This window comes from Agromyces subbeticus DSM 16689, assembly GCF_000421565.1.
GTDB lineage: Bacteria > Actinomycetota > Actinomycetes > Actinomycetales > Microbacteriaceae > Agromyces > Agromyces subbeticus.
The window spans coordinates 290953-313109 of record NZ_ATXG01000002.1 but is presented as its reverse complement, the minus strand read 5'-3'; the positions used below and the strand labels follow the sequence as shown (position 1 = coordinate 313109).

Genomic DNA, 22157 nt, shown 5'->3' with positions numbered 1-22157 from the left:
ACCCGAATCGCGCATGACGCGAACCGGTCACGGAGCCGGGATCTTCAGCGAAGCGCCTCGCGCATCGCCGCGAGCACCGTCGCCTCGTCGTCGAGCTGAGCGTTCGGGTCGCCGTTCACGAAGACGCGCACCTGGAGCAGCGCCTGATGCAGGAGCATGCCGAGTCCGTGCACGACGTTGCCGCCGGCTTCGAGCCAGCGAGCGGCGAGCGGCGTCGGCCACGGGTCGTAGGCGACGTCGAGCAACGCGGCGGCCGAGATCAGCCGAGCGGATGCCTCGACGCCGAGGTCGGCTCCCCCGGGCACCGTGCTCACCACGATGTCGAACCCGTCGGCCACCGTCAGCTCGTCGACGGTGCCTTCGTCGACGAGGATGCCGAGTCGACGGCCCAGCTCGACGAGTGCTGCCGCGGCGCCCGGCCTGCGCACGAGCACGCGCACCTCGCTCGCGCCGAGCTGCGACAGCGCGATGAGCGCCGAAGCCGCGGTGGCACCGCCGCCGAGCAGCAGTCCGCGGGAGACATCCGGCACGCCCGACTCCTGGAGCGTGCGCACGATGCCGCCGACGTCGGTGTTGAAGCCTCGCCGCGCCTCGCCGTCGAACAGCACGGTGTTCGCCGCACCGGCGAGGCCCGCGATCGGGTCGATGTCGTCGAGGAGCGGCAGCACGTGCTGCTTCAGCGGCATGGTGAGCGAGAGTCCGCGCCATGCGGGGTCGAGGCCGTCGATGAAGGCGCGAAGGCCGCCACCCTGCATCTCGATGGCGGTGTACTGCCATGGCAGGCCGAGGCGGTCGTAGGCGGCCTGATGCAGCGCGGGGCTCTGGGAATGCGAGATCGGCGAACCGAGCACCGCGAGCCGGCGAGGCTCACTCACAGTACGAGGCGTTCTCGTCGAGCGCGCACCATTCCTGCAGCCGCGACACGGCGGCGTCGTGCTCGTCGACCGTCGTCGAGAACACGGTCTCTCCGGTCGCCAGGTTCACGGGAACGAAGAACAGCCACGTGCCGTCGGCCGGATGGATCGCCGCATTGATGGCGACGTCGCCGGGATTGCCGATCGGGCCGACGGGGAGGCCGGGGTTGGCATATGTGTTGTACAGGTTCGAGGCGTCGGCGCGCTCGGCATCGGTGGTCCATACCGTGTGGGTGTTGCCGGTGCCGTAGGCGACGGTGGCGTCGGACTCGAGGTTGATGCCCTGATCGAGCCGGTTCTGGAAGACGCGCGCGACCTTCGGGAAGTCGTCGAGGTTCGAACCGGCCTCGCGCTGCACGATCGAGGCGAGCACGACGGTGCGCCAGCGCTGGTCGGCCGGCACCCCGGCGGCATCGAGCGCCTCGAACTGCCGGTTCACGAGGGTCTGCAGCACCGCATGCGCGTCGAGTCCGGGCTCGAGCGTGTACGTGGCCGGGAAGAGGAAGCCCTCGAGCGTCGTCGCCTCGGCGGGCAGCCCGTAGCTCGCGGGCGGCTCGGCGGCGGCGGCCTGCAGGTTCTCGAGCGGCACATCGCTGCCCTCGGAGATCGCGACCAGCGCATCTTGGAGCGCCGTGCCCTCGGGAATCACGAAGGTGTTCTCGAGCTTGTTCGCAGGGTCCTGCAGCGCGTCGAGCGCTGCCTGAGCGCTCATCTGCTCGGCGAGCTGGTAGGCCCCGGGGTGGAACTCCGGCTCGGGGGTCTGTTCGAGCAGCAGGTCGTAGAAGGCGTCGTACGAGGCCGTGACGCCCTCGTCGACGAGGTTCTCCGCGATATCGGCGCCGTTCTCACCGTCGTGGATCATGAATACGACCTCACCGGTGCCCGAGCCCGAGAAGTCGGCCGCCGGCGTGAACCGCTCGACGAGCGCGTTGATCGGGCCCTGCAGAAAGAAGTAGGCCACGGCGCCGAGTGCGACGACGATCAGGAGCCCGATGAGGCAGCCCCATGCTCCACGCCGTTTCGGCTTCTCGGGCTCGAACGGGTCGGACGTGACGGCTCGCCGTTCGGCCCGCGACGGGCGCGCCTCGGTGTGCGGAGACGCTCCGACCGACGGGTCGGCCGCCATCGGATCGGCGAGCACGGCGTCGAACAGGGGCGGGGAGGCCGGCTCACTCGGTCGTGCGGGTGCGGGAACGCCCGCGCCTGCCCCCTCTGCGGCGGCCTCGCGCCGCTGCTCGGCCTCCCTGGCCTCCCTGCGGGTCATCGGGCGCCCCTCGGCCTCGGCAGCGGGCGGAGGCGGCGTGCCACCGGCCGGCTCGCTGTCGGATCGAGCTGGAGTCGGAGGGCCGCTCGCGAGCAGCGCATGCCAATCGGTCGCGGCGCGCTCGGGGTCGTGGTGCTCTGGGGGGAGCTGGGTCACAGGGAGGATGGCCCTTCGTCGGTGTCGATCGTGCGCCCGGGCGGGCGGGCGGAGGCCCGCTCGGCGTCGATCGCGTGTTGCAGAATGATAACGGCTGCAACCTGATCGACGATGGGACGCTGCTTCCGCGTCGACTTTCCGGTCGCACGAAGCGCCTGCTGCGCGCTCACGGTCGAGAGCCGTTCGTCGACCAGGCGCACGGAGGCGCCGCCGGCAGCGAGTCGCCCCGCGAAGGCGACGGCATCGTCGGTCGAGGGCGTCGAGGCGCCCGAGAGCGAGAGCGGGTTGCCGACCACGATCTCGATCACGTCGTATTCGCGGGCGAGCTCGAGGATGCGGGCGACGTCGGCGTCTCCGTCGACCGCGCGCGGCACCGTCTCGACCGGCGTCGCGAGCAGCGCTCCGGCGTCGCAGCGCGCCACGCCGATGCGGGCGCGCCCGACGTCGACGCCGAGTCTCGTTCCGGGTCGCACGATGTCGCTATCCGCGCAGTGCCGAGCGCACGGCATCGAGTGCCGCGGGGATCGCGGCGAGGTCGCTGCCGCCGCCCTGGGCGAGGTCGGGCTTGCCGCCGCCGCCACCGCCGAGCAGGCCGGCCATCGTCTTCGCGAGCGCACCCGCGTTCGCACCGGCGTCACGGGCTGCGGGCGAGGTTGCGACGATCGCCACGGGCTTGCCGCCCGCCTCGGCAGTCAGCGCGACGACGGATGCCGCATCGCCGAGCTGCGATCGAACCGAGAGCGCCAGCGCGCGCACTTCGTCTCCGGAGCCGAGGGTTCCGAGGTGCTCGGCCACGAGCAGCACGTCGCCGTGGCGCACGGCCTTGGCCGCGAGCGCAGGCACCCGGTCGTTCAGCGCGCGGGCCTCGAAGGCCTGGATGCGCTTCTCGGCGGCCTTGAGGCTCGTGACGAGTTCGCCGACCCGGTCGACGAGCTGGTCGGGCCGCGTCTTGAGCGTCGAGGTGAGCTCGGAGACGAGTGCTCGCTCCGACGCGAACCGACGGAACGCATCGAGGCCGACAAGCGACTCGACGCGTCGGTTCGAGGCGCCGACCGAGGACTCCCCCACGATGTTGATCATGCCGACCTCGGAGCTCGTCGACACGTGCGTGCCGGCGCAGAGCTCCCGCGACCAGGGTCCGCCGATGTCGACGACGCGAACGACGTCGCCGTACTTCTCGCCGAAGAGTGCCATCGCGCCGAGCGACTTCGCCTCGTCGAGCGGCATCTCACGGGTGACGACCTGCAGGTTGTCGCGAATCGCGGCGTTGGAGATCTCTTCGATCTCGGAACGGGTCTCGCTCGAGAGCGCCGAGTTCCAGCCGTAGTCGAGCCGCAGGTAGCCGGCCTTGTTGAACGAGCCCGACTGGTGCGCATTCGGGCCGAGCACCTGGCGCAGCGCCGCGTGCACGAGGTGCGTGCCCGAGTGCGCCTGGGTCGCGCCGCGCCGGTACCGCTCGTCGACGAGCGTCGTCGCAGCCACGCCGACGCCGACCTCGCCCTTCGTCACCTTCACGGTGTGACTGATGAGCCCCTTGATGGGCTTCTGCACGTCGAGCACCTCGAGCTCGAAACCGTCGCCGACGATGCGGCCCTGGTCGGGCGCCTGACCGCCGGACTCCGCGTACAGCGAGGTCTGGGCGAGGATGACCTCGGCGGTCTGCCCCGCGGTCGCGAACGGCACCGGGCGGCCGTCGACGAGCAGCCCGAGCACGGTCGAGGCCGTCGTGAGCTCGGTGTAGCCCGTGAAGATCGTCTCGCCCTTGGCCCGGTACTCGGCGTAGACCGAGAGGTCGGCGAGCACCTTCTTCTTCGACTTGGCATCGGCTTTCGCGCGGGAGCGCTGCTCGGTCATGAGCGTGTCGAACGCCGCGCGGTCGACGGCGAGGCCTGCCTCGTCGGCCATCTCGAGGGTCAGCTCGATGGGGAAGCCATAGGTGTCGTGCAGGAGGAACGCGGTGTCGCCGGCGAGCTCGGCTCGGCCCGAGCCCTTCGTCTTCGACACGGCGAGGTCGAGGATCGACGTGCCGGCCGTGAGCGTTCGGAGGAAGGTCTCCTCCTCGCCGAGGGCGAGCTGCTCGATGTGCGCGTAGTCCTTCGCGACTTCGGGGTAGGCGCTCTTCATCGCATCGCGCGACGCCGCGAAGAGCTCGCGGAAGGTCGGGCCCTCGACGCCGAGCAGGCGCATGGCACGGATGCTGCGGCGCAGGAGCCGGCGCAGGATGTAGCCACGCCCCTCGTTCGACGGGCTCACGCCGTCGCTCATCAGCATGAGCGCGGAGCGCACATGGTCGGCGATGACGCGCATGCGCACGTCGTCGTCGTGGTTCGCGCCGTAGCGACGCCCCGACAGCTCGGCGGCGCGGTCGAGCACCGGGCGCACCTGGTCGATCTCGTACATGTTGTCGACGCCCTGCTTGATGAAGGCGACGCGCTCGAGCCCCATGCCGGTGTCGATGTTCTTCTTCGGCAGTTCCTTCACGATGCGGAAGTCGGTCTTCGACGTCACGTCATCGATGAGGTACTGCATGAACACGAGGTTCCAGATCTCGACATACCGGTCGTCGTCGGTGGCCGGGCCGCCGTCGATGCCGTATTCGGGGCCGCGATCGAAGAAGATCTCGGAGCAGGGGCCGGCCGGGCCGGGCTGGCCGGTGTGCCAGTAGTTCGTGTCCTTGCCGAGGCGCTGGATGCGCTCGTCGGGGAGGCCGGCGACCTTCTTCCAGAGCTCGATCGCCTCGTCGTCGTCTTCGTAGACCGTGACCCAGAGGTCGCCCCGGTCGAAGCCGTAGCCGCCGCCGGACTCGGGCGTCGTCAGCAGCTCCCACGCCATCGAGATGGCGCCCTCTTTGAAGTAGTCGCCGAAGGAGAAGTTGCCGCTCATCTGGAAGAACGTGCCGTGCCGGGGCGTCTTGCCGACCTCTTCGATGTCGTTCGTGCGGATGCACTTCTGCACGCTGGTGGCCCGATGGTACGGTGCGGGCACGAGCCCCGTCAGGTACGGCACGAAGGGCACCATGCCGGCGACCGTGAAGAGCAGCGTCGGGTCGTCGGACACGAGCGATGCCGAGGGGACGACGGTGTGCCCGCGCTCGGCGAAGAAGTCCAGCCAACGCTGGCGAATTTCGGCAGTCTGCATGATTCCGTTCTCGATCGTGCCCGGGGAACCGGGCCATCAGATTCGCGTGCCCGCTCAGAGAGACGGAGTCGTCTCGCCCTGCTCGGCGCGGAGTTCTGCGTCGCGGGCGTGGTAGCCCTCGGCGATGGCGTGGCCGAAGGCCCTGGCCTTCGCGTCGACCGCGGAGAAGAAGTCCCGCCCCTGCTTGGTCTGGTTGACCTGGTGGGCGACCGCGAATCCGGCCGCGACGCCGACGGTGAACCACAGAATGCTCTTCACGAGGTGCTCCTGCTCCCTGATCGATGTGTCGCCTTGCGCTGCGCTCGGCACGCCTCGCAACAGTCTAGTGGCCGGGTCGAAGCCCTCGCCGGGTACGCGACAGGGGCCGCGGGAAACCCCGCGACCCCTGCCTGCACTGCTCTGCGTCAGCGACCTGCGTAGTACTCGACGACCAGCTGCACGTCGCAGGTCACGGGGACCTCGACGCGCTTGGGGCGACGGACGAGCTTCACCTGGAGCTTGTCGAGCTCGACCTCGAGGTAGCCCGGGAGCTTGGGCAGCACGTCGACGTGACCGCCGGCAGCGGCGACCTGGAACGGCTCGGTGCCCTCGCTGCGCGCCTTGACGTGCACGAGCTGGCCCGGCTTCACGCGGAACGACGGGCGGTCGACCAGCTGGCCGTCGACGAGGATGTGACGGTGCACGACGAACTGGCGGGCCTGCGAGATGGTGCGGGCGAAGCCGGCGCGCAGCACGATGGCGTCGAGACGCATCTCGAGCAGCTCGACCAGGTTCTCACCGGTCAGGCCGTCAGTGCGCTTGGCCTCGACGTAGGCGATCTTCAGCTGCTTCTCGCGGATGCCGTACTGGGCGCGCAGGCGCTGCTTCTCGCGCAGACGCACGGCGTAGTCGCTGTCCTGCTTGCGCTTGGTGCGGCCGTGCTCACCGGGAGCGTACGGACGCTTCTCCATGTAACGGGCGGCCTTCGGGGTGAGGGCGACGCCGAGCGCACGGGAGAGGCGGGTCTTGCTGCGTGACTGGTTCGACACGAATGTCCTTTCGGAAGAATCTCAAGTGAATTTCACGGCGCGATCGTGCGCCGAAAATCTGTGTCAGAGGGATTCGCCAAGGGTGGATCGGCTACAGATCGCACCCATTCGCCGGTGACTCTCTCGCAGCCGCGCTCGAGAATCAGGCTTCAGGCCAACGGAAATGATATCACGACCGCCTGCCGACCGGGCCACGGCGCACGCGGCCGCATCGGTGTCAGCGCTCGCCCCGCACGATGCGGCGCAGTTTCGCCAGTCGCGCCGACACCTCGCGTTCGTTGCCGTGCTCGGTGGGCTCGTAGTAGACGGCCCCGCGCAGCGAGTCGGGGAGGTACTGCTGCTCGACCACGCCGATCTCGTCGTTGTGCGGGTACCGGTAGCCCTTGCCATGCCCGAGCCGCTTCGCTCCGGGGTAGTGCGCGTCGCGCAGGTGCTTGGGCACGCGACCCGCCTTGCCCTCGCGCACGTCGGCGATCGCCTGGTTGATGCCGAGGTAGGCGGCGTTCGACTTGGGTGCGGTCGCCAGGTGCACCACGGCCTGCGCGAGCGGGATGCGCCCCTCTGGCATGCCGATGTACTGCACGGCGTCGGCGGCGGCGACCGCGACGCCGAGCGCGGTCGGATCGGCCAGCCCGATGTCTTCGGAGGCGAGCACGATGATGCGCCGGGCGATGAACCGCGGATCTTCGCCGGCCTCGATCATTCGCGCGAGGTAGTGCAGTGATGCGTCGACGTCGCTGCCCCGCACCGACTTGATGAACGCGCTGATGACGTCGTAGTGCTCGTCGCCGTTGCGGTCGTATCGCAGCAGCGCCCGGTCGACGGCACGGGCGACGATGTCGGTGGTGATCACGGGGGTGACGGATGCCGCGGCATCCGTCTCGCCGTCACCATCGTCCTCGGCGTCATCTGCATCGTCGCCGCCCACTGCTTCGGCGCTCGCGGGCGTGCCGGACTCATCGTCGCCGTCGCCGTCGCCCTCGCCCGCCGTTGAAACCGGGGTCGCCGGCGACTGGGTCGCGGCGACCGCCGCCGCCTCGAGCGCGGTGAGCGCGCGACGTGCGTCGCCTGAGGCGAGCCGGATGATGGCGGACCGCGCCTCGGGATCGAGGGCGACCTTGCCGCCGAGTCCGCGCGGATCGGAGACGGCGCGGTCGACGAGCACGCCGAGGTCGTCGTCGGTGAGGAGTTCGAGCGTGAGCAGCAGGGAGCGCGACAGCAACGGCGAGATGACCGAGAACGAGGGGTTCTCTGTCGTCGCGGCGACGAGGATGACCCAGCCGTTCTCGACGCCCGGCAGCAGCGCGTCTTGCTGCGCCTTCGTGAAACGGTGGATCTCGTCGAGGAAGAGCACGGTCGACAGACCGTAGAGGTCACGGCTGGCGCGTGCCTCCTCCATGACCTGGCGAACGTCGCGCACGCCGGCGGAGACCGCCGACAGTTCGACGAACTTGCGACCGGAGGAGCGGGCGATGGCCTGCGCGAGGGTGGTCTTGCCGGTGCCGGGCGGGCCCCACAGGATGACCGAGACCGAACCCGTCGCTCCGGTGCGGTCACCCGCGAGCGCGACGAGTGGCGAGCCCGGCGTCAACAGGTGCCGTTGACCGGCGACCTCGTCGAGGCTCGTCGGACGCATGCGCACCGCGAGCGGGGTCGCGCCGGAACGCAGCCCCGGGCCGGAATCCAACATGCGTTCAAGCGTAGTCGCGGCATCCGACACCCGATCCCGGGCGCCGAACTGCCATCCGACACCCCTGCGACTCCTCCACGAACGATCCCATCGAACGGCCTTCTCGGCGACACGAACGGAGCGGCGATTGGTCAGCGCACCCGGGCTTGCGTAGAGTCGGCTCGCAGGAGTCCCGAGAAGGAGCATGCGTGGCATCGATCGACCGGCAGTCGCGTGAAGAACGAGCGCGCCTGCGCACCTACCAGGCACGCCAGGAAGTCCACACGCGCAAGCAGCGCCGACGCACACGAGACAACGTCATCGCGGTGCTCGCTCTCGTCGTCGTGCTGGCGCTCGCGACCGCTGCGCAGCTGTTCTACTTCAGTGGCGGGCCGGGCACGCCCGAGCCGGTCGCCTCCGAGACGCCGACGCCGAGCGCCACGCCGCCGGCCGGCGAGAACCAGGGTGACGTGCCATCCGCCGACCTCGCCGAAGGCCGCGTCTGGACCGGCACGCTGACGCTCAACGACATCCCCGTCGGCATCGAGCTCGACGGCGCGACCGCGCCTCAGGCCGTGTCGAGCGAGATCAGCCTGATCCAGTCCGGGTTCTACACCGGCACGAGCTGCCATCGCCTCACCACCGAGGGCATCTGGGTGCTGCAGTGCGGCGACCCGGCCGGCGACGGCACCGGTGGCCCCGGCTACAGCTACGGCCCGGTCGAGAACGCACCGGCCGACGGGCTCTACCCGGCGGGAACGATCGCGATGGCTCGCGGCGCCGACCAGTACAGCAACGGCAGCCAGTTCTTCATCGTCTACGAAGACACGACGCTTCCCGGCGACACCGGCGGCTACTCCGTCATCGGCCATGTCACGAGCGGTCTCGAAGAACTCCGCAGCGGCGTCGCCGACGCGGGTACCGCCGACGGTGCGACGGACGGCGCCCCCGCGGTGCCGACCACGATCACCTCGTTCACCATTCAGTGACGGCCGATCCCGCCATCCGGCGGTGCAATAGGCTTGATGCCGTCATCGCCGCCCCCGGGCGGCATTCGACCTACGACAGGGTGAGGCCGTGACCGATTCAGAGCAGCAACCGTGGGGCCGCGTCGACGAGACGGGCACCGTCTTCGTGCGCACGAGCGACGGCGAGCGTGCCGTCGGGCAGTATCCCGACGGCTCCGCTGAAGAGGCACTCGCCTACTTCGAGCGCAAGTACGGCGATCTGGCCGGGCAGGTGGGCCTGCTTGAGCAGCGGGTTCGCCGCGGTGCTCCGGCTGCGGATGTCGCGAAGGCCGTCGCAACGCTTCGCGCCTCGGTCTCCAGCGCCAACGCCGTCGGCGACCTCGAATCGCTCGCTCGTCGCCTCGAATCGCTCTCGGGTACGACGAAGGAGCTGACCGAGCAGCAGCAGGCCGAGACGAAGGCCGCCGTCGCCGAGGCGATCGCCGAGCGCACCGCGATCGTCGAGGCCGCTGAGGCCCTGGCCGCCGGCGATCCCGCGAAGACGCAGTGGAAGCAGGCGACCGCCGAGCTCGACGAGCTCTTCACTCGCTGGCAGCGGCACCAGCAAGACGGTCCTCGACTTCCGAAGAACGAGGCCAACGACCTCTGGAAGCGGTTCCGCGCTGCGCGCTCGACGATCGAGACGCACCGCAAGGCGTTCTTCGCCGAGCTCGATGCCGCGCACCGAGACGTGCGCACGCGCAAGCAGGCGCTCATCGAACGCGCAGAGGCGCTCGCCCCGCGCGGAGCAGACGCGGTGGGCGACTACCGCAACCTGCTCGACGAGTGGAAGCTCGCGGGGCGCGCGGGCAAGAAGCTCGACGACTCGCTCTGGGCGAAGTTCAAGGCCGCCGGCGACGTGCTGTTCAGCGCGAAGGCAGAGGTCGATGCGCAAGAAGACGAGAGCTACCGCGCCAACCTCGACGAGAAGCTCGCGCTCCTCACCGAGGCCGAGACCCTCCTCTCCGAGAAGGACCCGAAGCAGGCCCGTTCGACGCTGAACCGCCTGCAGCGCAAGTGGGACGAGATCGGCAAGGTGCCTCGCGACCAGGTGCGCGTCGTCGAAGACCGCATCCGCAAGGTCGAGAACCACGTCAAGTCGCTCGAGGAGGAGCGCTGGCAGCGCGAAGACCCCGAGAAGAAGGCCCGCTCCGAGGGAATGCTCGGCCAGCTGCACGATGCCATCGACAAGCTCGAGGCCGAGCTCGCGGCGGCCGAAGCTGCCGGCGACACGCGCGCCGCGGCATCGGCGCGCGAAGCGCTCGATGCCCGTCGCGCCTGGCTGAAGGCCGTCGGGGGCTGAACGAACGGCGCCGGGTGGTCGTCTTCACCGCGACCATCTCGGCGCCGCCCTCTTCTCCACAGATCCGCCTCAGACAGGCGAGCGCCGGCACGGATGCTGCAGCATGGCCTCATGGCCAAACTGCCGCCCGTGCTCAGCACCGACGATCTCGCACTCGCAGAGCTCTGCGCCGCTCGCATCGACGGCGAGCTCGTCGTCATCGACGAGGCGTGGGCGCCCGTCGATGAGCCCGACCTGCCCTCGCTCCGAGCATCGGCGATCGGGCTGCGCGCCCCACGAACGCTCGTCATCGAGCGCTTCTCCGCCGCGTGGGTGCACGATGCGATTCCCGCTCCCCCGCACGTCGCCCAGTTCTGCGTGTCGCGCACGTCGCGCGTCGCGGTGATCTCCGCACCGCGACTCGTCATTCGTGAGGTGTCGATCAGCGACGCCGACATCATCGACTTCCGGCATGCCAGGTGCACTACGGTCGCGCGCACGGGCTTCGACCTGCTCAGGGAACCCGGCCATGCCGACCCGCGCCCGGAGCGCGTCGTGGCCGAACTGTGTGCGCGGCAGCCGCTGCTCATCGACGAGTTGCGCGCACGCTTCGCAGGCGCAGTGCGAATGCCGCACCGGGCCCTCGCGCTCGAGCGGCTCGCCCGCATCGAGGCCGGTCAGACGTTACGCCATCCGGTCGGCGATGCCCGGCAGTTGCCGGCGCCTGCTCAACCGTCGCTGAGGCCTGCTCAGCCGTCGCTGACGCGGTAGACGTCGTAGACCGCGTCGATGCGGCGCACGGCGTTGAGCACCCGATCGAGGTGCGTGGTGTCGCCCATCTCGAAGACGAATCGGCTGAGCGCGAGTCGATCGGTCGACGTCGACACGTTGGCCGAGAGGATGTTCACGTGATGCTCGGAGAGCACGCGCGTCACGTCGGAGAGTAGCCCGGCTCGATCGAGCGCCTCGATCTGGATCTGCACGAGGAACACGCTCTTCGAACTCGGCGCCCACTCGACGTCGATCATGCGCTCGGGCTCTTTCATGAGCGACTGCACGTTGTGGCAGCTCGCCTGGTGCACCGAGACACCAGCACCCCGCGTCACGAAGCCGACGATCTCGTCACCGGGCACCGGAGTGCAGCACCGGGCGAGCTTGACGAGGATGTCGGGTGCCCCGCGCACGAGCACGCCCGAGTCGGAGTGGCGAGGAAGCGGCCTCGATCGCACCGGGATCGGCAGATCGGGTTCGTCGCCCTCTTCGACGTCGCGCACGAGCGCGACGACCTTCTCGAGCACCGACTGCGTCGACACATGACCTTCGCCGACCGCGGCGTAGAGCGACGAGACGTCGTCGTAGCGCAGTTGTGCGGCGACCTCGGCGAACGACTCCTGGTTCATGAGCTTCTGCAGCGGAAGGTTCTGCTTGCGCATCGCCCTGGCGATCGCATCCCTGCCCTGCTCGATCGCCTCGTCGCGTCGCTCTTTGGTGAACCACTGACGGATCTTGTTGCGTGCCCGGGGGCTCTTGACGAAGCCCAGCCAGTCTTGGCTCGGACCAGAGTCGGGGTTCTTCGAGGTGAACACCTCGACGACGTCGCCGCTCGACAGCTCGCTCTCGAGGGGCACGAGGCGACCGTTGACCTTCGCACCCATCGTGCGGTGACCGACCTCCGTGTGCACGGCGTAGGCGAAGTCGACGGGGGTCGCACCCGCTGGCAGCCCGATCACGCGTCCCTTCGGCGTGAAGACGTAGACCTCTTTGGCGCCGATCTCGAACCGAAGCGAATCGAGGAACTCGCCGGGATCGGCCGTCTCGGCCTGCCAGTCGGAGATGTGCGCGAGCCACGCCATATCGGTCTCGTTCTGGGGAGCGTTCTCGCCCGCTCGAGTGCCCGCCATGCGCTCTTTGTACTTCCAGTGCGCGGCGACACCGTATTCGGCGCGCTGGTGCATGTCGTGCGTGCGGATCTGGAGCTCGACCGCACGCCCCTTCGGGCCGATGACGGTCGTGTGCAGCGACTGGTAGAGGTTGAACTTGGGGGTCGCGATGTAGTCCTTGAACCGGCCGGGCAGCGGGGTCCATCGTGCGTGGATCGCGCCGAGCACCGCATAGCAGTCGCGCACGGAGTTCACGAGCACTCGAATGCCCACGAGATCGTAGATCTCGTCGAAGTCGCGTCCGCGCACGATCATCTTCTGGTAGATCGAGTAGTACTGCTTCGGACGGCCCATGACCTTGCCGCGGATCTTGGCGATCTTCAGGTCGTCGGTCACCAGGTCGATGACGTTCTGCACGAACTCTTCTCGCTGCGGCGTGCGCTGCTTGACGAGGCTCTCGATCTCGGCGTAGAGCTTGGGATAGAGCACGGCGAACGACAGGTCTTCGAGTTCCCATTTGATCGCCTGGATACCGAGGCGATGCGCGAGCGGGGCGTAGATCTCGAGCGTCTCGGTCGCCTTGCGTGCAGCCGAGGCTGCCGGCACGAACCCCCATGTGCGCGCATTGTGCAGTCGATCGGCGAGTTTGATGATCAGCACCCGGATGTCTTTCGACATCGCCACGATCATCTTCCGAACGGTCTCGGCCTGCGTCGAGTCGCCGTACTTGACCTTGTCGAGCTTCGTGACGCCGTCGACGAGCATCGCGATCTCGTCACCGAAATCGGCGCGTACCTGGTCGAGGGTGTACGCAGTGTCTTCGACCGTGTCGTGCAGCAACGCCGCCGCGACGGTCTTCGAACCGATGCCGAGATCGGCGAGAATCTGCGCGACCGCGATGGGGTGCGTGATGTACGGCTCGCCGCTCTTGCGCTTCTGGCCGTCGTGCGCGCGCTCGGCGACCGTGTACGCCCGCTCGATGAGCGAGAGGTCGGCCTTCGGGTGGTGCATGCGCACGGTGCGCATGAGCGTGTCGACGGCGCCCGAGGGCTGCGCCTTCGAGAAGATGCGCGGTACCAGACGGCGCAGCGATGCCGTCGAGTTGACACCCGTCTCCGTCATCGCTCACCTCCGGACTTCAATTATCGCCGCTCCGGAGGCCTCGACGTGCCATGCAGCGCACGCCGCCCGCGAACATCACGCAGTGGGCAGCGCTTCGGCGGCCGTCGAGACGGACGCCGCGCGCTCACGCTCCTTCAACACCTTCTGGTCGTGACGGCGGATCGCCGGCTCGCCCTCACGCAGCTGCGAGTACAGCGGAGCCGCGACGAAGACCGTCGACCAGGTGCCGACCAGGATGCCGATGAGGAGAGCGAGCGAGATGTCCCGCAGGGTATCCGCGCCGAGCACGCCCGCACCGATGAAGAGGATGGCGGCGACGGGAAGCGCTGCCACGACGCTCGTGTTGATCGATCGCACCAGCGTCTGGTTCACCGCGAGGTTCACCGACTCGGCGAAGGTGCGCCGCGACTCCTCGCCGTCTTCTGCCGTGTTCTCGCGGATCTTGTCGAAGACCACGACGGTGTCGTAAAGCGAGTAGCTGAGGATCGTCAGGATGCCGATCGTCGCTGCAGGGCTGATCTCGAAGCCGACCGCGGCGTAGAAACCGGTCGTGACGATGAGGTCGGCGATCAGCGCGATGATCGCGGCGGCCGACATCTTCCAGGTGCGGAAGTAGAGCGCCATGATGATGCCCGCGAGCAGGAGGAAGGCGACGAGGCCGATGAGCGCCTGCCTCGTGACATCCGCACCCCAGCTCGGGCCGACGAACGACGACGTGACCTCGGACTCGGGCACGTCGAAGGCCGCCGCAAGCGCGTCCGACACCTCGCGGGAGTCCTCTTGCGAGAGCTGGTCGGTCTGCACGCGCACGCCGTTGCCGCCGACGATCGCGACCCGGACCTCGGCGTCGGGCACGACCGAGTGCACGGCTTCGATGGCGGGATCGGCCGCGGCGTTCTCGACCTCGGTGATCTGGAACTGGGAGCCGCCGCGGAACTCGATGCTGAAGTTCACGCCGGTGAAGAGCGGGACGATGACCGAGAGCAGCACGAGGATGCCGGCGATCGTGTACCACTTCTTGCGTCCGCCGACGAAGTTGAACGATCGCTTGCCGGTGTAGAGGTCGTTGCCGAAGGTCGTGAGACGGTTGGCCATCAGGAGTCCTTCCCATCGTTCGACGTATCGGAGGCGCCCACCGCGGCAGCGGCCTTGCGCTCGGCGATCGTCTGGCGACGCTGCGCCTCTTTGGAACTCGCCGCGGTCTTGCGCGCCGGCAGGTCGGTCGGCTTGCGGAACTCGGCCCGGCCGCGGTACACCGCGCCCAGCGCGTTCGGGTCGAGACCCGACCAGGGGTTTCCACTCGAGAAGAACCGCGTCTGCGCGAGCAGTTGCAGCATCGGGTGGGTGAAGAGGATCACGACGATGACGTCGATGACAGTCGTGATGCCGAGCGTGTAGGCGAAGCCCTTGACGCTGCCGACGGCGAGTACGAAGAGCACGATCGCCGCGAGCAGGTTGACGCCCTTCGACGCGAGCACCGTGCGGAATGCACGTTTCCAGCCCGCCTCGACGGCGCCGACGAGCGGTCTGCCGTCTCGCAACTCATCGCGGACGCGTTCGAAGTACACGATGAACGAATCGGCGGTGAAGCCGATCGCGACGATCAGGCCCGCGATGCCGGCCAGCGAGAGGCGATAGCCCTCGCGCCACGACAGGATCGTGATGACGAGATAGGTCACGATCGCGGCGATGATGAGCGAGGCGATCGTCACGGAGCCGAGCGCGCGGTATTGGAACAGCGTGTAGATGACGACGAGGATCAGGCCGATGAGGCCGGCGACCAGGCCGGACTGCAGCTGCGAGGTGCCGAGCGTCGGCGAGATCGTGTCGGAGGACTGCACCGTGAAGCTGATCGGCAGTGCGCCGAACTTCAGCTGGTCGGCCAGTGCCTTCGACGAAGCCTGGTCGAAGCTGCCGGTGATCTGCGGCTTGCCGTCGGTGATGGCGCCGTTCATGGACGGTGCCGTGAGCACGGCGCCGTCGAGCACGAAGGCGAACTGGTCGCGCGGCGTCTGGCCCTGCAGGCCGAACAGACGGGTGCTGACCGCGGCGAAGTCTTCGGTGCCCTCGGCATCGAAGACGATGTTCACGGCCCACTGGCCGGTCGATGCGCCGTTCTGGGTCTGCACCATGCCGTTGGTGGCGTCGACGATGTTCTCGCCGCTCGCCTCGACCGGGCCGAGCAGATACTTCGCGGTGCGGCTCAGGTCGCAGGTGACGAGCGGCTCGTCGGCCGGAGCCACGTTCGTCGACACGTCGTCGAGCTCTGCGCAGTTGAACTCATCGAACTGCTTCTGCAGGGCGGGAGTGACCCACGACGGATCGCTGCCATCGGTCGGCTCTGCGGTGGGCGTCGACTCGAGCTCTTCGGCGGGCGCCTCGGTCGGAGCCGGGCTCGCGCTCGGATCGATCGCGGTGTTCGTCGCCGCATCGGCGAGCAGCACGGCACGGAGTTCGAGCTTGGCCGACTGCTCGATGCGAGCACGGGTCTGGTCGTCGAGCTCACCCGGGATGCGAACGACGACGTTGTCGCCTTCGGTGTTGATCTCGGCTTCGGCGACACCGGAGGCATCGACGCGCTGGCGGATGATCGCGACCGCCTGGTCGAGCTGCTCCTGCGAGACGTCGGCGCCGGTCTCGACCTTCGGCGCGAGGATGATCTGCGTGCCGCCCTCGAGGTCGAGGGCGAGCTTCGGGGTCCATGACCCACCGCCCCAGATGACGCCTGCGGCATTGATGCCGAACAGCAACGCGATGATGACACCCAGCCAGGTGAGAGATCTCCATGCCTTGCGCACGGAGGTCGGCCGGGATGACCGCTTGGTTGGTGCAGCCACGTGTTCCGCTTTCTCTGCAGGAGCCCGCGCGTCAGCGCGCGGGCCCAGCTTCGGGGTGAGTCTTAGTCGTCGGACTTCTTGGTGTCGGGCGTCTGGTCGCCCGAGTCACCGCTCGTCACGTCGTCGGCGGGGTCGACGACCCGCTCGCCGAACTCGGGCGCGCCGTCGACGACAGCCGCCTCGTCTGCGTCGTCTTCGACCTTCGGCTCGACGACGCGGGCGATCGTCTGACGGTGCACCGTCAGCACGGTGCCGGGCGACGTCTCGAGCAGCACCTGGTTGTCTTCTTCGTCGATCGACAGGATGGTGCCGAAGAGACCGAAGTTGGTCATCACCTTGGCGCCCGCCTGCACCTTCGACTGCAGTTCGCGCGCGTCGGCCTGACGCTTGCGCGAGTTGCGGAACATGAAGAAGATCAGCACCGCCAGGACGGCGAGCATGATGATGGTGAACGGATCGAACGTCATGAGTGGGGAATACCTTCCGGTGTGCGGCGCGCGCACGAAGTCATCGGTGCTGAGGGGTCAGCCTCAATGGATTATAGGTCATCGATCGGAAGCGCCGTTGCCGCGTCGGGCGCGGCTGCGGTCAGACCGAAGTGCCGCCATGCCGCGGGAGTCGCGACTCGGCCCCTCGGGGTGCGCGTGATGAGGCCGATGCGCACCAGGAACGGCTCGACCACGGCTTCGATCGTCTCGGCCTCTTCGCCGACGGAGACGGCGAGCGTGTTCAGGCCGACCGGCCCACCGCCGAAGCGCGTGAGGATCATCTCCATGACCGCTCGGTCGAGCCGGTCGAGGCCGAGCGGGTCGACGTCGTAGAGCTCGAGTGCTGCCCGCACCGAGGCGAGGTCTGCGCGCTGACCGTGCACGAGCGCGTAGTCGCGCACACGGCGCAGCAGTCGGTTGGCGATGCGAGGCGTGCCGCGGCAGCGCCCCGCGATCTCGGCGAGTGCCTCGCGGTCGACGTCGAGGCCGAGCATGGTGCCGGCTCGTGCGAGCACCTGCTCGAGTTCTGCCTCGTCGTAGAACTCGAGGTGGGCGGTGAACCCGAACCGATCGCGCAACGGGTTCGGGAGCAGCCCCGCCCGAGTAGTCGCCCCGACGAGCGTGAACGGCGAGAGGTCGAGCGGCACCGATGTCGCCCCCGCGCCCTTGCCGACCATGATGTCGATGCGGAAGTCCTCCATGGCGAGGTAGAGCATCTCTTCGGCCGAACGCGCCATGCGGTGGATCTCGTCGATGAACAGCACCTCGCCCGGCACGAGCGAGCTCAGGATGGCCGCCAGGTCGCCGGCGTGCTGAATGGCCGGCCCGCTCGACATGCGAAGCGGTCGGCCGCCCTCGAACGCCACGATCATGGCGAGCGTGGTCTTGCCGAGCCCAGGAGGGCCCGCGAGCAGGATGTGATCGGGCGTGCGCTGCTGCAGGGTGGCGGCGGTGAGCAGCAGCTGCAACTGCCCGCGCACCCGAGTCTGGCCGACGAACTCGCCGAGGCTCTTCGGGCGCAGCGCGCCCTCGAATGCGAGCTCGGCCTCGGAGGCGAGGATCGGATCGGTGAGATCGAGGTCGCCGTCGTTCAGCTCGTGCTGGCTCATCGCGCCCGGCCCGCCTGCTGTGCCGGGCCGAGCCGGGCGAGGGTGAGCCTGAGCAGGGTGGGCACCGAGGCCGCCTCGATATCGGATGCCGCGGCGATCGTCTCATCGACCGCCTCTGCGGCGACCCGCTCCGACCACCCGAGGCCCGTGAGCGCGGCGAGCACGCTGTCGGCCGCGCCGCCCGCGACGATCGGGGCCGCCTGCTGCGTCGTGGTGGGCGGCGCGATGACCTTGCCGGCGAGCGAGACCGTGATGAGCTTCGCCGTCTTCGGCCCGATGCCGCTGACCTTGCGGAAGACGGCGTCGTCGTCGCGCTGCACCGCCTCGGCGATCTGACCGGGCGACAGCGACGACAGCACCCCGAGGGCCGACTTCGGGCCGACACCGGTGACCCCGATGAGCAGTTCGAACACGTCGAGTTCGTCACGAGTCGCGAAGCCGAAGAGCGTCAACGAGTCTTCGCGCACGATGAGCGTGGTGTGCAGCGACGCCTCGTGCCCCTCGCGCGTGGAGAGGGCGAACGCGGGGGTCGTGTTGACGTGGAACCCGACTCCGCCGACGTCGATCACGACCGAGCCACCGGCTGCGACGAGCACACGGCCACGAAGAGAGGAGATCACCGCTTCAGCCTACGGGCCGCCCCCGACACGGTGGCGGAACGCTCGGCGGCGATCCATGCCCGTTGCGCCGGAGTCAGCGCGGAATCGTCGACTCCCCCGGCAGCGGCCTCGGCGCCATCGCGAACCGCGGCGCCCGCGACTCCCCCGGTGCGCCAGGCGTGGCAGATCGCGAGGGCGAGCGCGTCGGCGGCATCCGCCGGCTTCGGCACCTCGTCGAGACCGAGGATGCGCGCCACCATGGCGCCGACCTGCTTCTTGTCAGCGCGGCCGTAGCCGGTGATGGCGGCCTTCACCTCGCTGGGGGTGTGCAGCGCGACCGGCAGCGAGCGGCGAGCGGCGATCAGCATCGCGACGCCCGAGATCTGGGCCGTGCCCATGATCGTCGAGACGTCGCTGCGCGCGAAGACCCGCTCGAGGGCCACAGCCTGCGGGCGATGCTCCTCGATGATCGCCTCGAGCCCGTCGGCGATGAGGGCGAGCCTGCGCGGTGTGTCGAGCTCGGCCGGCGACCGCAGCACCACCACATCGACGAGGCGGGCCGTGCGGTTCGGCTCGACATCGACGACGCCCACGCCGCAGCGCGTCAGGCCGGGGTCGATGCCGAGCACGCGCACGGCGATGGGCTACTCCGCCTCGAGCTCGGCCTGCACCTCGGGGGTCAGGTCGAGGTTGCTGTAGATGTTCTGCACGTCGTCGCTGTCTTCGAGTGCGTCGATGAGGCGGAACACCTTGCGCGCGGTGTCGGCGTCGACCTCGACCTTGAGCGACGGCACGAACGCGGCATCCGCCGAGTCGTAGTCGATGCCCGCGGCCTGCAGTGCCGTGCGCGCCCCGACCATGTCGGACGCCTCGGTGATGACCTCGAAGGTCTCGCCCTCGTCGGTGACCTCTTCGGCGCCGGCATCGAGCACCGCGCCGAGCACGTCGTCTTCGCTGAGTCCGTCGGTCTTGGCGACGACGATGACGCCCTTGCGGGCGAAGTTGTAGGCCACCGAACCCGGGTCGGCCATCGTGCCGCCGTTGCGGGTCATGAGCGTGCGCACTTCGGCGGCCGCACGGTTCTTGTTGTCGGTGAGGCACTCGATGAGCAGCGCGACTCCGTTCGGGCCGTAGCCTTCGTACATGATCGTCGTGTAGTCGATCGACTCACCGCTGAGTCCGGCACCGCGCTTGATGGCGCGATCGATGTTGTCGTTCGGAACCGAGGTCTTCTTCGCCTTCTGCACGGCGTCGACGAGCGTCGGGTTGCCCGACATGTCGGCGCCGCCCATCTTCGCGGCGACCTCGATGTTCTTGATCAGCTTCGCGAAGGACTTCGCACGGCGCGAGTCGATGATCGCCTTCTTGTGCTTGGTCGTCGCCCACTTGGAATGCCCGGACATGCGTCTCCTGAATCGAATCCTCGCGCGACTGCGAGTCGCGCTCAGCCATTCTAAGACAGCGACCGCCCGGCGGCCCTCAGGCCAGGAGCTTCACGAGGGTGCGGAGGTTGCGATTGGTCGTCGTCGGCTTGTAGCGAGGCTTCCCGAGCACCTTGGCGAACGGCGTCTCGAGCGTCGTGCCCTTCACGGGATTCCAGTACACGACGCCGTCGCCCGGGGCGATCGGGTCGGCCCCGGAATCGGTCTGCCCCGCTGATGCCTCGAGTTCGTCGAGCACGGCGGGCTCCGACGCGAAGACCACGTACGGTTGGCGCGATGCGTCGGATGCGTCGAACGGGAACGCCTCGACGACTCGGCGCAGCTGCTCCCGAGTGACGAGCACGATCCACGCCTCGTACCCGAATCGCTCGCCGAGGGCACGCTCGATCTGCGTCTTCAGGGCAGCGGATGCCGCGGCATCCGCGGTCTCGAACGCGACGTTGCCGCTCGCGAGCACCGTGCGCACGTGGTCGAACCCGAGACCTTCGAAGACCGTTCGCAGCTCGGCCGACCTGATCGTGATGCCGCCGACGTTGACGCCGCGGAGGAGGGCGATCCACTCGGTCATGGCGTGAGCCTAGCCGTCGAGGCGGGCCAGCACCTTGCCGAGGAAGTACTCGTGGAAGCGGTGCTCCCCCGTGATCTCGGGATGGAAGCTCGTGCCGAGCAGGTTGCCCTGCTCCACGGCAACGACCCGGCCGTCGTCGAGGGTCGCGAGCGGGGTCGCCGCGGCACCCACGGACTCCACGACCGGACCCCGGATGAAGACGGCGTGCACCGGTCGGTCGCCGAGGGCAGGGATCGCGAGGTCGGTCTCGAACGACTGGTTCTGCGAACCGAAGGCGTTCCTGCGCACGACGACATCGAGGCCGCCGAGTGATTGCTGGCCCGCGATGGCATCGAGCACGGTGTCGGCGAGCATGATGAGGCCCGCGCAGGTGCCGTAGACCGGGAGGCCGCCCTCGATCGCACGCTTCAGCGGCTCCTGCAGGCCGAAGGTGCGCGCGAGCTTGTCCATGACGCTCGACTCGCCCCCGGGAATCACGAGTCCGTCGACGGCCGCGAGCTCCTCGGGGCGCCGCACGAGCGACACGTCGGCGCCGAGCTTCGCGAGCACATGGGCGTGCTCGCGGAAATCGCCCTGGAGGGCGAGCACGCCGACGCGGGGCCCGGCCTCGGCCGGATGCCCCGCGTCGAGCGATTCGCTCCGGAGGTTCGTGGTCACCAGCCGCGCTCTGCGAGGCGGTGCGGTGCGGCGAGGTCGCTGACGTTGATGCCGACCATGGCCTCGCCGAGGCCGCGAGAGACGGCGGCGACGACCGAGGGGTCGTCGTAGAACGTCGTCGCCTTGACGACAGCGGCCGCGCGCGCCTCGGGGTTGCCCGACTTGAAGATGCCGGAGCCCACGAACACGCCGTCGGCGCCGAGTTGCATCATCATCGCGGCATCAGCGGGGGTCGCAACACCACCGGCGACGAAGAGCACGACCGGCAGCTTGCCGGTCTCGGCGACCTCGAGCACGAGCTCGTAGGGCGCCTGCAGCTCTTTCGCAGCGACGTAGAGCTCGTCTTTCGTCATCGAGCGCAGCACGTTGATCTCGGAGGAGATCTTGCGGATGTGCTTCGTCGCCTCGGAGACGTCGCCGGTGCCGGCCTCGCCCTTCGATCGGATCATCGCCGCACCCTCGTTGATGCGGCGGAGCGCCTCGCCGAGATTCGTGGCACCGCAGACGAATGGGGTGTTGAACGCCCACTTGTCGATGTGGTTCACGTAGTCGGCGGGCGAGAGCACCTCGGACTCGTCGATGTAGTCGACGTCGAGAGCCTGCAGCACCTGCGCCTCGACGAAGTGCCCGATGCGGGCCTTCGCCATGACGGGGATCGACACCTCGGCGATGATCGCGTCGATGAGATCGGGGTCGCTCATGCGGGCGACGCCGCCTTGCGAGCGGATGTCGGCGGGCACGCGCTCGAGGGCCATGACCGCGACGGCGCCGGCGTCTTCGGCGATGCGCGCCTGTTCGGGGGTGACGACGTCCATGATGACGCCGCCCTTCAGCATTTCGGCGAGGCCGCGCTTCACGCGGCTCGAACCGGTCTCGGGTACGGTCACAAGGGATCCTCTCGGATGAGCGCGCGCGAACGTCGCGCGCATCAGAACAGACGAACAGAACTATTGTCCTAGGCCAAAAGATAACATGGTCTCGGAGACGACGAAGGGAG

The 22157-nt window shown here is 68.8% G+C and carries 21 protein-coding genes; 3 read left to right on the top strand and 18 right to left on the bottom strand.

What is annotated here, in order from left to right; translation table 11 throughout:
* Positions 1 to 44: 44 nt before the first annotated feature.
* The 7 genes from H521_RS0105210 to H521_RS0105180 all read right to left on the bottom strand — a co-directional run bounded on the left by H521_RS0105210 (position 45) and on the right by H521_RS0105180 (position 8190).
* Entirely contained in the window at positions 45 to 875 is an 831-nt protein-coding gene (locus H521_RS0105210) for a shikimate dehydrogenase (RefSeq protein WP_022891971.1), read from the bottom strand.
* Positions 868 to 2334, bottom strand: coding sequence for an endolytic transglycosylase MltG (mltG, locus tag H521_RS24900; protein ID WP_022891970.1), 1467 nt, complete (start codon positions 2332 to 2334; stop codon positions 868 to 870). The genes H521_RS0105210 and mltG overlap by 8 nt, the downstream gene beginning before the upstream one ends.
* Positions 2331 to 2807, bottom strand: a complete 477-nt coding sequence (ruvX, locus tag H521_RS0105200) for a Holliday junction resolvase RuvX (protein WP_022891969.1) — start codon at positions 2805 to 2807, stop codon at positions 2331 to 2333. Before ruvX ends, mltG begins: the two co-directional genes overlap by 4 nt.
* A 7-nt stretch (positions 2808 to 2814) precedes the next feature.
* A complete protein-coding gene (gene alaS, locus H521_RS0105195; RefSeq protein ID WP_022891968.1) occupies positions 2815 to 5472 on the bottom strand; it encodes an alanine--tRNA ligase in 2658 nt (885 codons plus the stop codon).
* A gap of 54 nt (positions 5473 to 5526) precedes the next feature.
* Positions 5527 to 5730 (bottom strand): hypothetical protein, encoded by a 204-nt coding sequence (locus H521_RS0105190; RefSeq protein ID WP_026481929.1) that lies wholly within the window; start codon positions 5728 to 5730, stop codon positions 5527 to 5529.
* A 146-nt stretch (positions 5731 to 5876) separates the two neighbouring features.
* The gene (gene rpsD, locus H521_RS0105185) at positions 5877 to 6500 is read right to left on the bottom strand and encodes a 30S ribosomal protein S4 (protein WP_022891966.1); all 624 of its coding nucleotides are present in this window, start codon (positions 6498 to 6500) and stop codon (positions 5877 to 5879) included.
* A gap of 217 nt (positions 6501 to 6717) precedes the next feature.
* Complete coding sequence (locus H521_RS0105180; protein WP_022891965.1) at positions 6718 to 8190, bottom strand: replication-associated recombination protein A; 1473 nt, start codon at positions 8188 to 8190, stop codon at positions 6718 to 6720.
* Between the two features lie 188 nt (positions 8191 to 8378).
* Here H521_RS0105180 and H521_RS0105175 point away from each other — a divergent pair, with 188 nt between their 5' ends.
* From H521_RS0105175 to H521_RS24895, 3 genes are all read left to right on the top strand, one after another.
* Positions 8379 to 9158 carry a peptidylprolyl isomerase gene (locus tag H521_RS0105175; RefSeq protein WP_022891964.1) on the top strand — a complete coding sequence of 260 codons (780 nt, stop codon included), beginning with the start codon at positions 8379 to 8381 and terminating at the stop codon, positions 9156 to 9158.
* Between the two features lie 88 nt (positions 9159 to 9246).
* Positions 9247 to 10479 (top strand): DUF349 domain-containing protein, encoded by a 1233-nt coding sequence (locus H521_RS0105170; RefSeq protein ID WP_022891963.1) that lies wholly within the window; start codon positions 9247 to 9249, stop codon positions 10477 to 10479.
* 111 nt (positions 10480 to 10590) lie between these two features.
* Positions 10591 to 11229: a hypothetical protein gene (locus H521_RS24895; RefSeq protein WP_156891285.1), complete on the top strand. Its 639-nt coding sequence runs from the start codon at positions 10591 to 10593 to the stop codon at positions 11227 to 11229.
* Here H521_RS24895 and H521_RS0105160 read toward each other — a convergent pair.
* From H521_RS0105160 to pdxS, 11 genes are all read right to left on the bottom strand, one after another.
* Positions 11208 to 13460, bottom strand: coding sequence for a RelA/SpoT family protein (locus tag H521_RS0105160; RefSeq protein WP_022891961.1), 2253 nt, complete (start codon positions 13458 to 13460; stop codon positions 11208 to 11210). The genes H521_RS24895 and H521_RS0105160 overlap by 22 nt on opposite strands.
* A gap of 75 nt (positions 13461 to 13535) precedes the next feature.
* Entirely contained in the window at positions 13536 to 14555 is a 1020-nt protein-coding gene (gene secF, locus H521_RS0105155; RefSeq protein ID WP_022891960.1) for a protein translocase subunit SecF, read from the bottom strand.
* Entirely contained in the window at positions 14555 to 16297 is a 1743-nt protein-coding gene (secD, locus tag H521_RS0105150) for a protein translocase subunit SecD (protein WP_040423823.1), read from the bottom strand. The genes secF and secD overlap by 1 nt, the downstream gene beginning before the upstream one ends.
* 62 nt (positions 16298 to 16359) lie before the next feature.
* A complete protein-coding gene (gene yajC / locus H521_RS0105145) occupies positions 16360 to 16764 on the bottom strand; it encodes a preprotein translocase subunit YajC (protein WP_026481928.1) in 405 nt (134 codons plus the stop codon).
* Positions 16765 to 16835: 71 nt separating this feature from the next.
* Positions 16836 to 17894, bottom strand: coding sequence for a Holliday junction branch migration DNA helicase RuvB (ruvB, locus tag H521_RS0105140; protein ID WP_022891958.1), 1059 nt, complete (start codon positions 17892 to 17894; stop codon positions 16836 to 16838).
* The gene (gene ruvA / locus H521_RS0105135; RefSeq protein ID WP_022891957.1) at positions 17891 to 18514 is read right to left on the bottom strand and encodes a Holliday junction branch migration protein RuvA; all 624 of its coding nucleotides are present in this window, start codon (positions 18512 to 18514) and stop codon (positions 17891 to 17893) included. The genes ruvB and ruvA overlap by 4 nt, the downstream gene beginning before the upstream one ends.
* Positions 18511 to 19128 (bottom strand): crossover junction endodeoxyribonuclease RuvC, encoded by a 618-nt coding sequence (gene ruvC / locus H521_RS0105130; RefSeq protein WP_022891956.1) that lies wholly within the window; start codon positions 19126 to 19128, stop codon positions 18511 to 18513. The genes ruvA and ruvC overlap by 4 nt, the downstream gene beginning before the upstream one ends.
* Positions 19129 to 19137: 9 nt before the next feature.
* Positions 19138 to 19896: a YebC/PmpR family DNA-binding transcriptional regulator gene (locus H521_RS0105125; RefSeq protein ID WP_022891955.1), complete on the bottom strand. Its 759-nt coding sequence runs from the start codon at positions 19894 to 19896 to the stop codon at positions 19138 to 19140.
* A gap of 76 nt (positions 19897 to 19972) precedes the next feature.
* Entirely contained in the window at positions 19973 to 20503 is a 531-nt protein-coding gene (locus H521_RS0105120) for a DUF1697 domain-containing protein (RefSeq protein WP_022891954.1), read from the bottom strand.
* A 9-nt stretch (positions 20504 to 20512) separates the two neighbouring features.
* Positions 20513 to 21160 (bottom strand): pyridoxal 5'-phosphate synthase glutaminase subunit PdxT, encoded by a 648-nt coding sequence (pdxT, locus tag H521_RS0105115; RefSeq protein ID WP_022891953.1) that lies wholly within the window; start codon positions 21158 to 21160, stop codon positions 20513 to 20515.
* Positions 21157 to 22047 (bottom strand): pyridoxal 5'-phosphate synthase lyase subunit PdxS, encoded by an 891-nt coding sequence (gene pdxS / locus H521_RS0105110; protein WP_022891952.1) that lies wholly within the window; start codon positions 22045 to 22047, stop codon positions 21157 to 21159. The genes pdxT and pdxS overlap by 4 nt, the downstream gene beginning before the upstream one ends.
* Between the last annotated feature and the right edge of the window lie 110 nt (positions 22048 to 22157).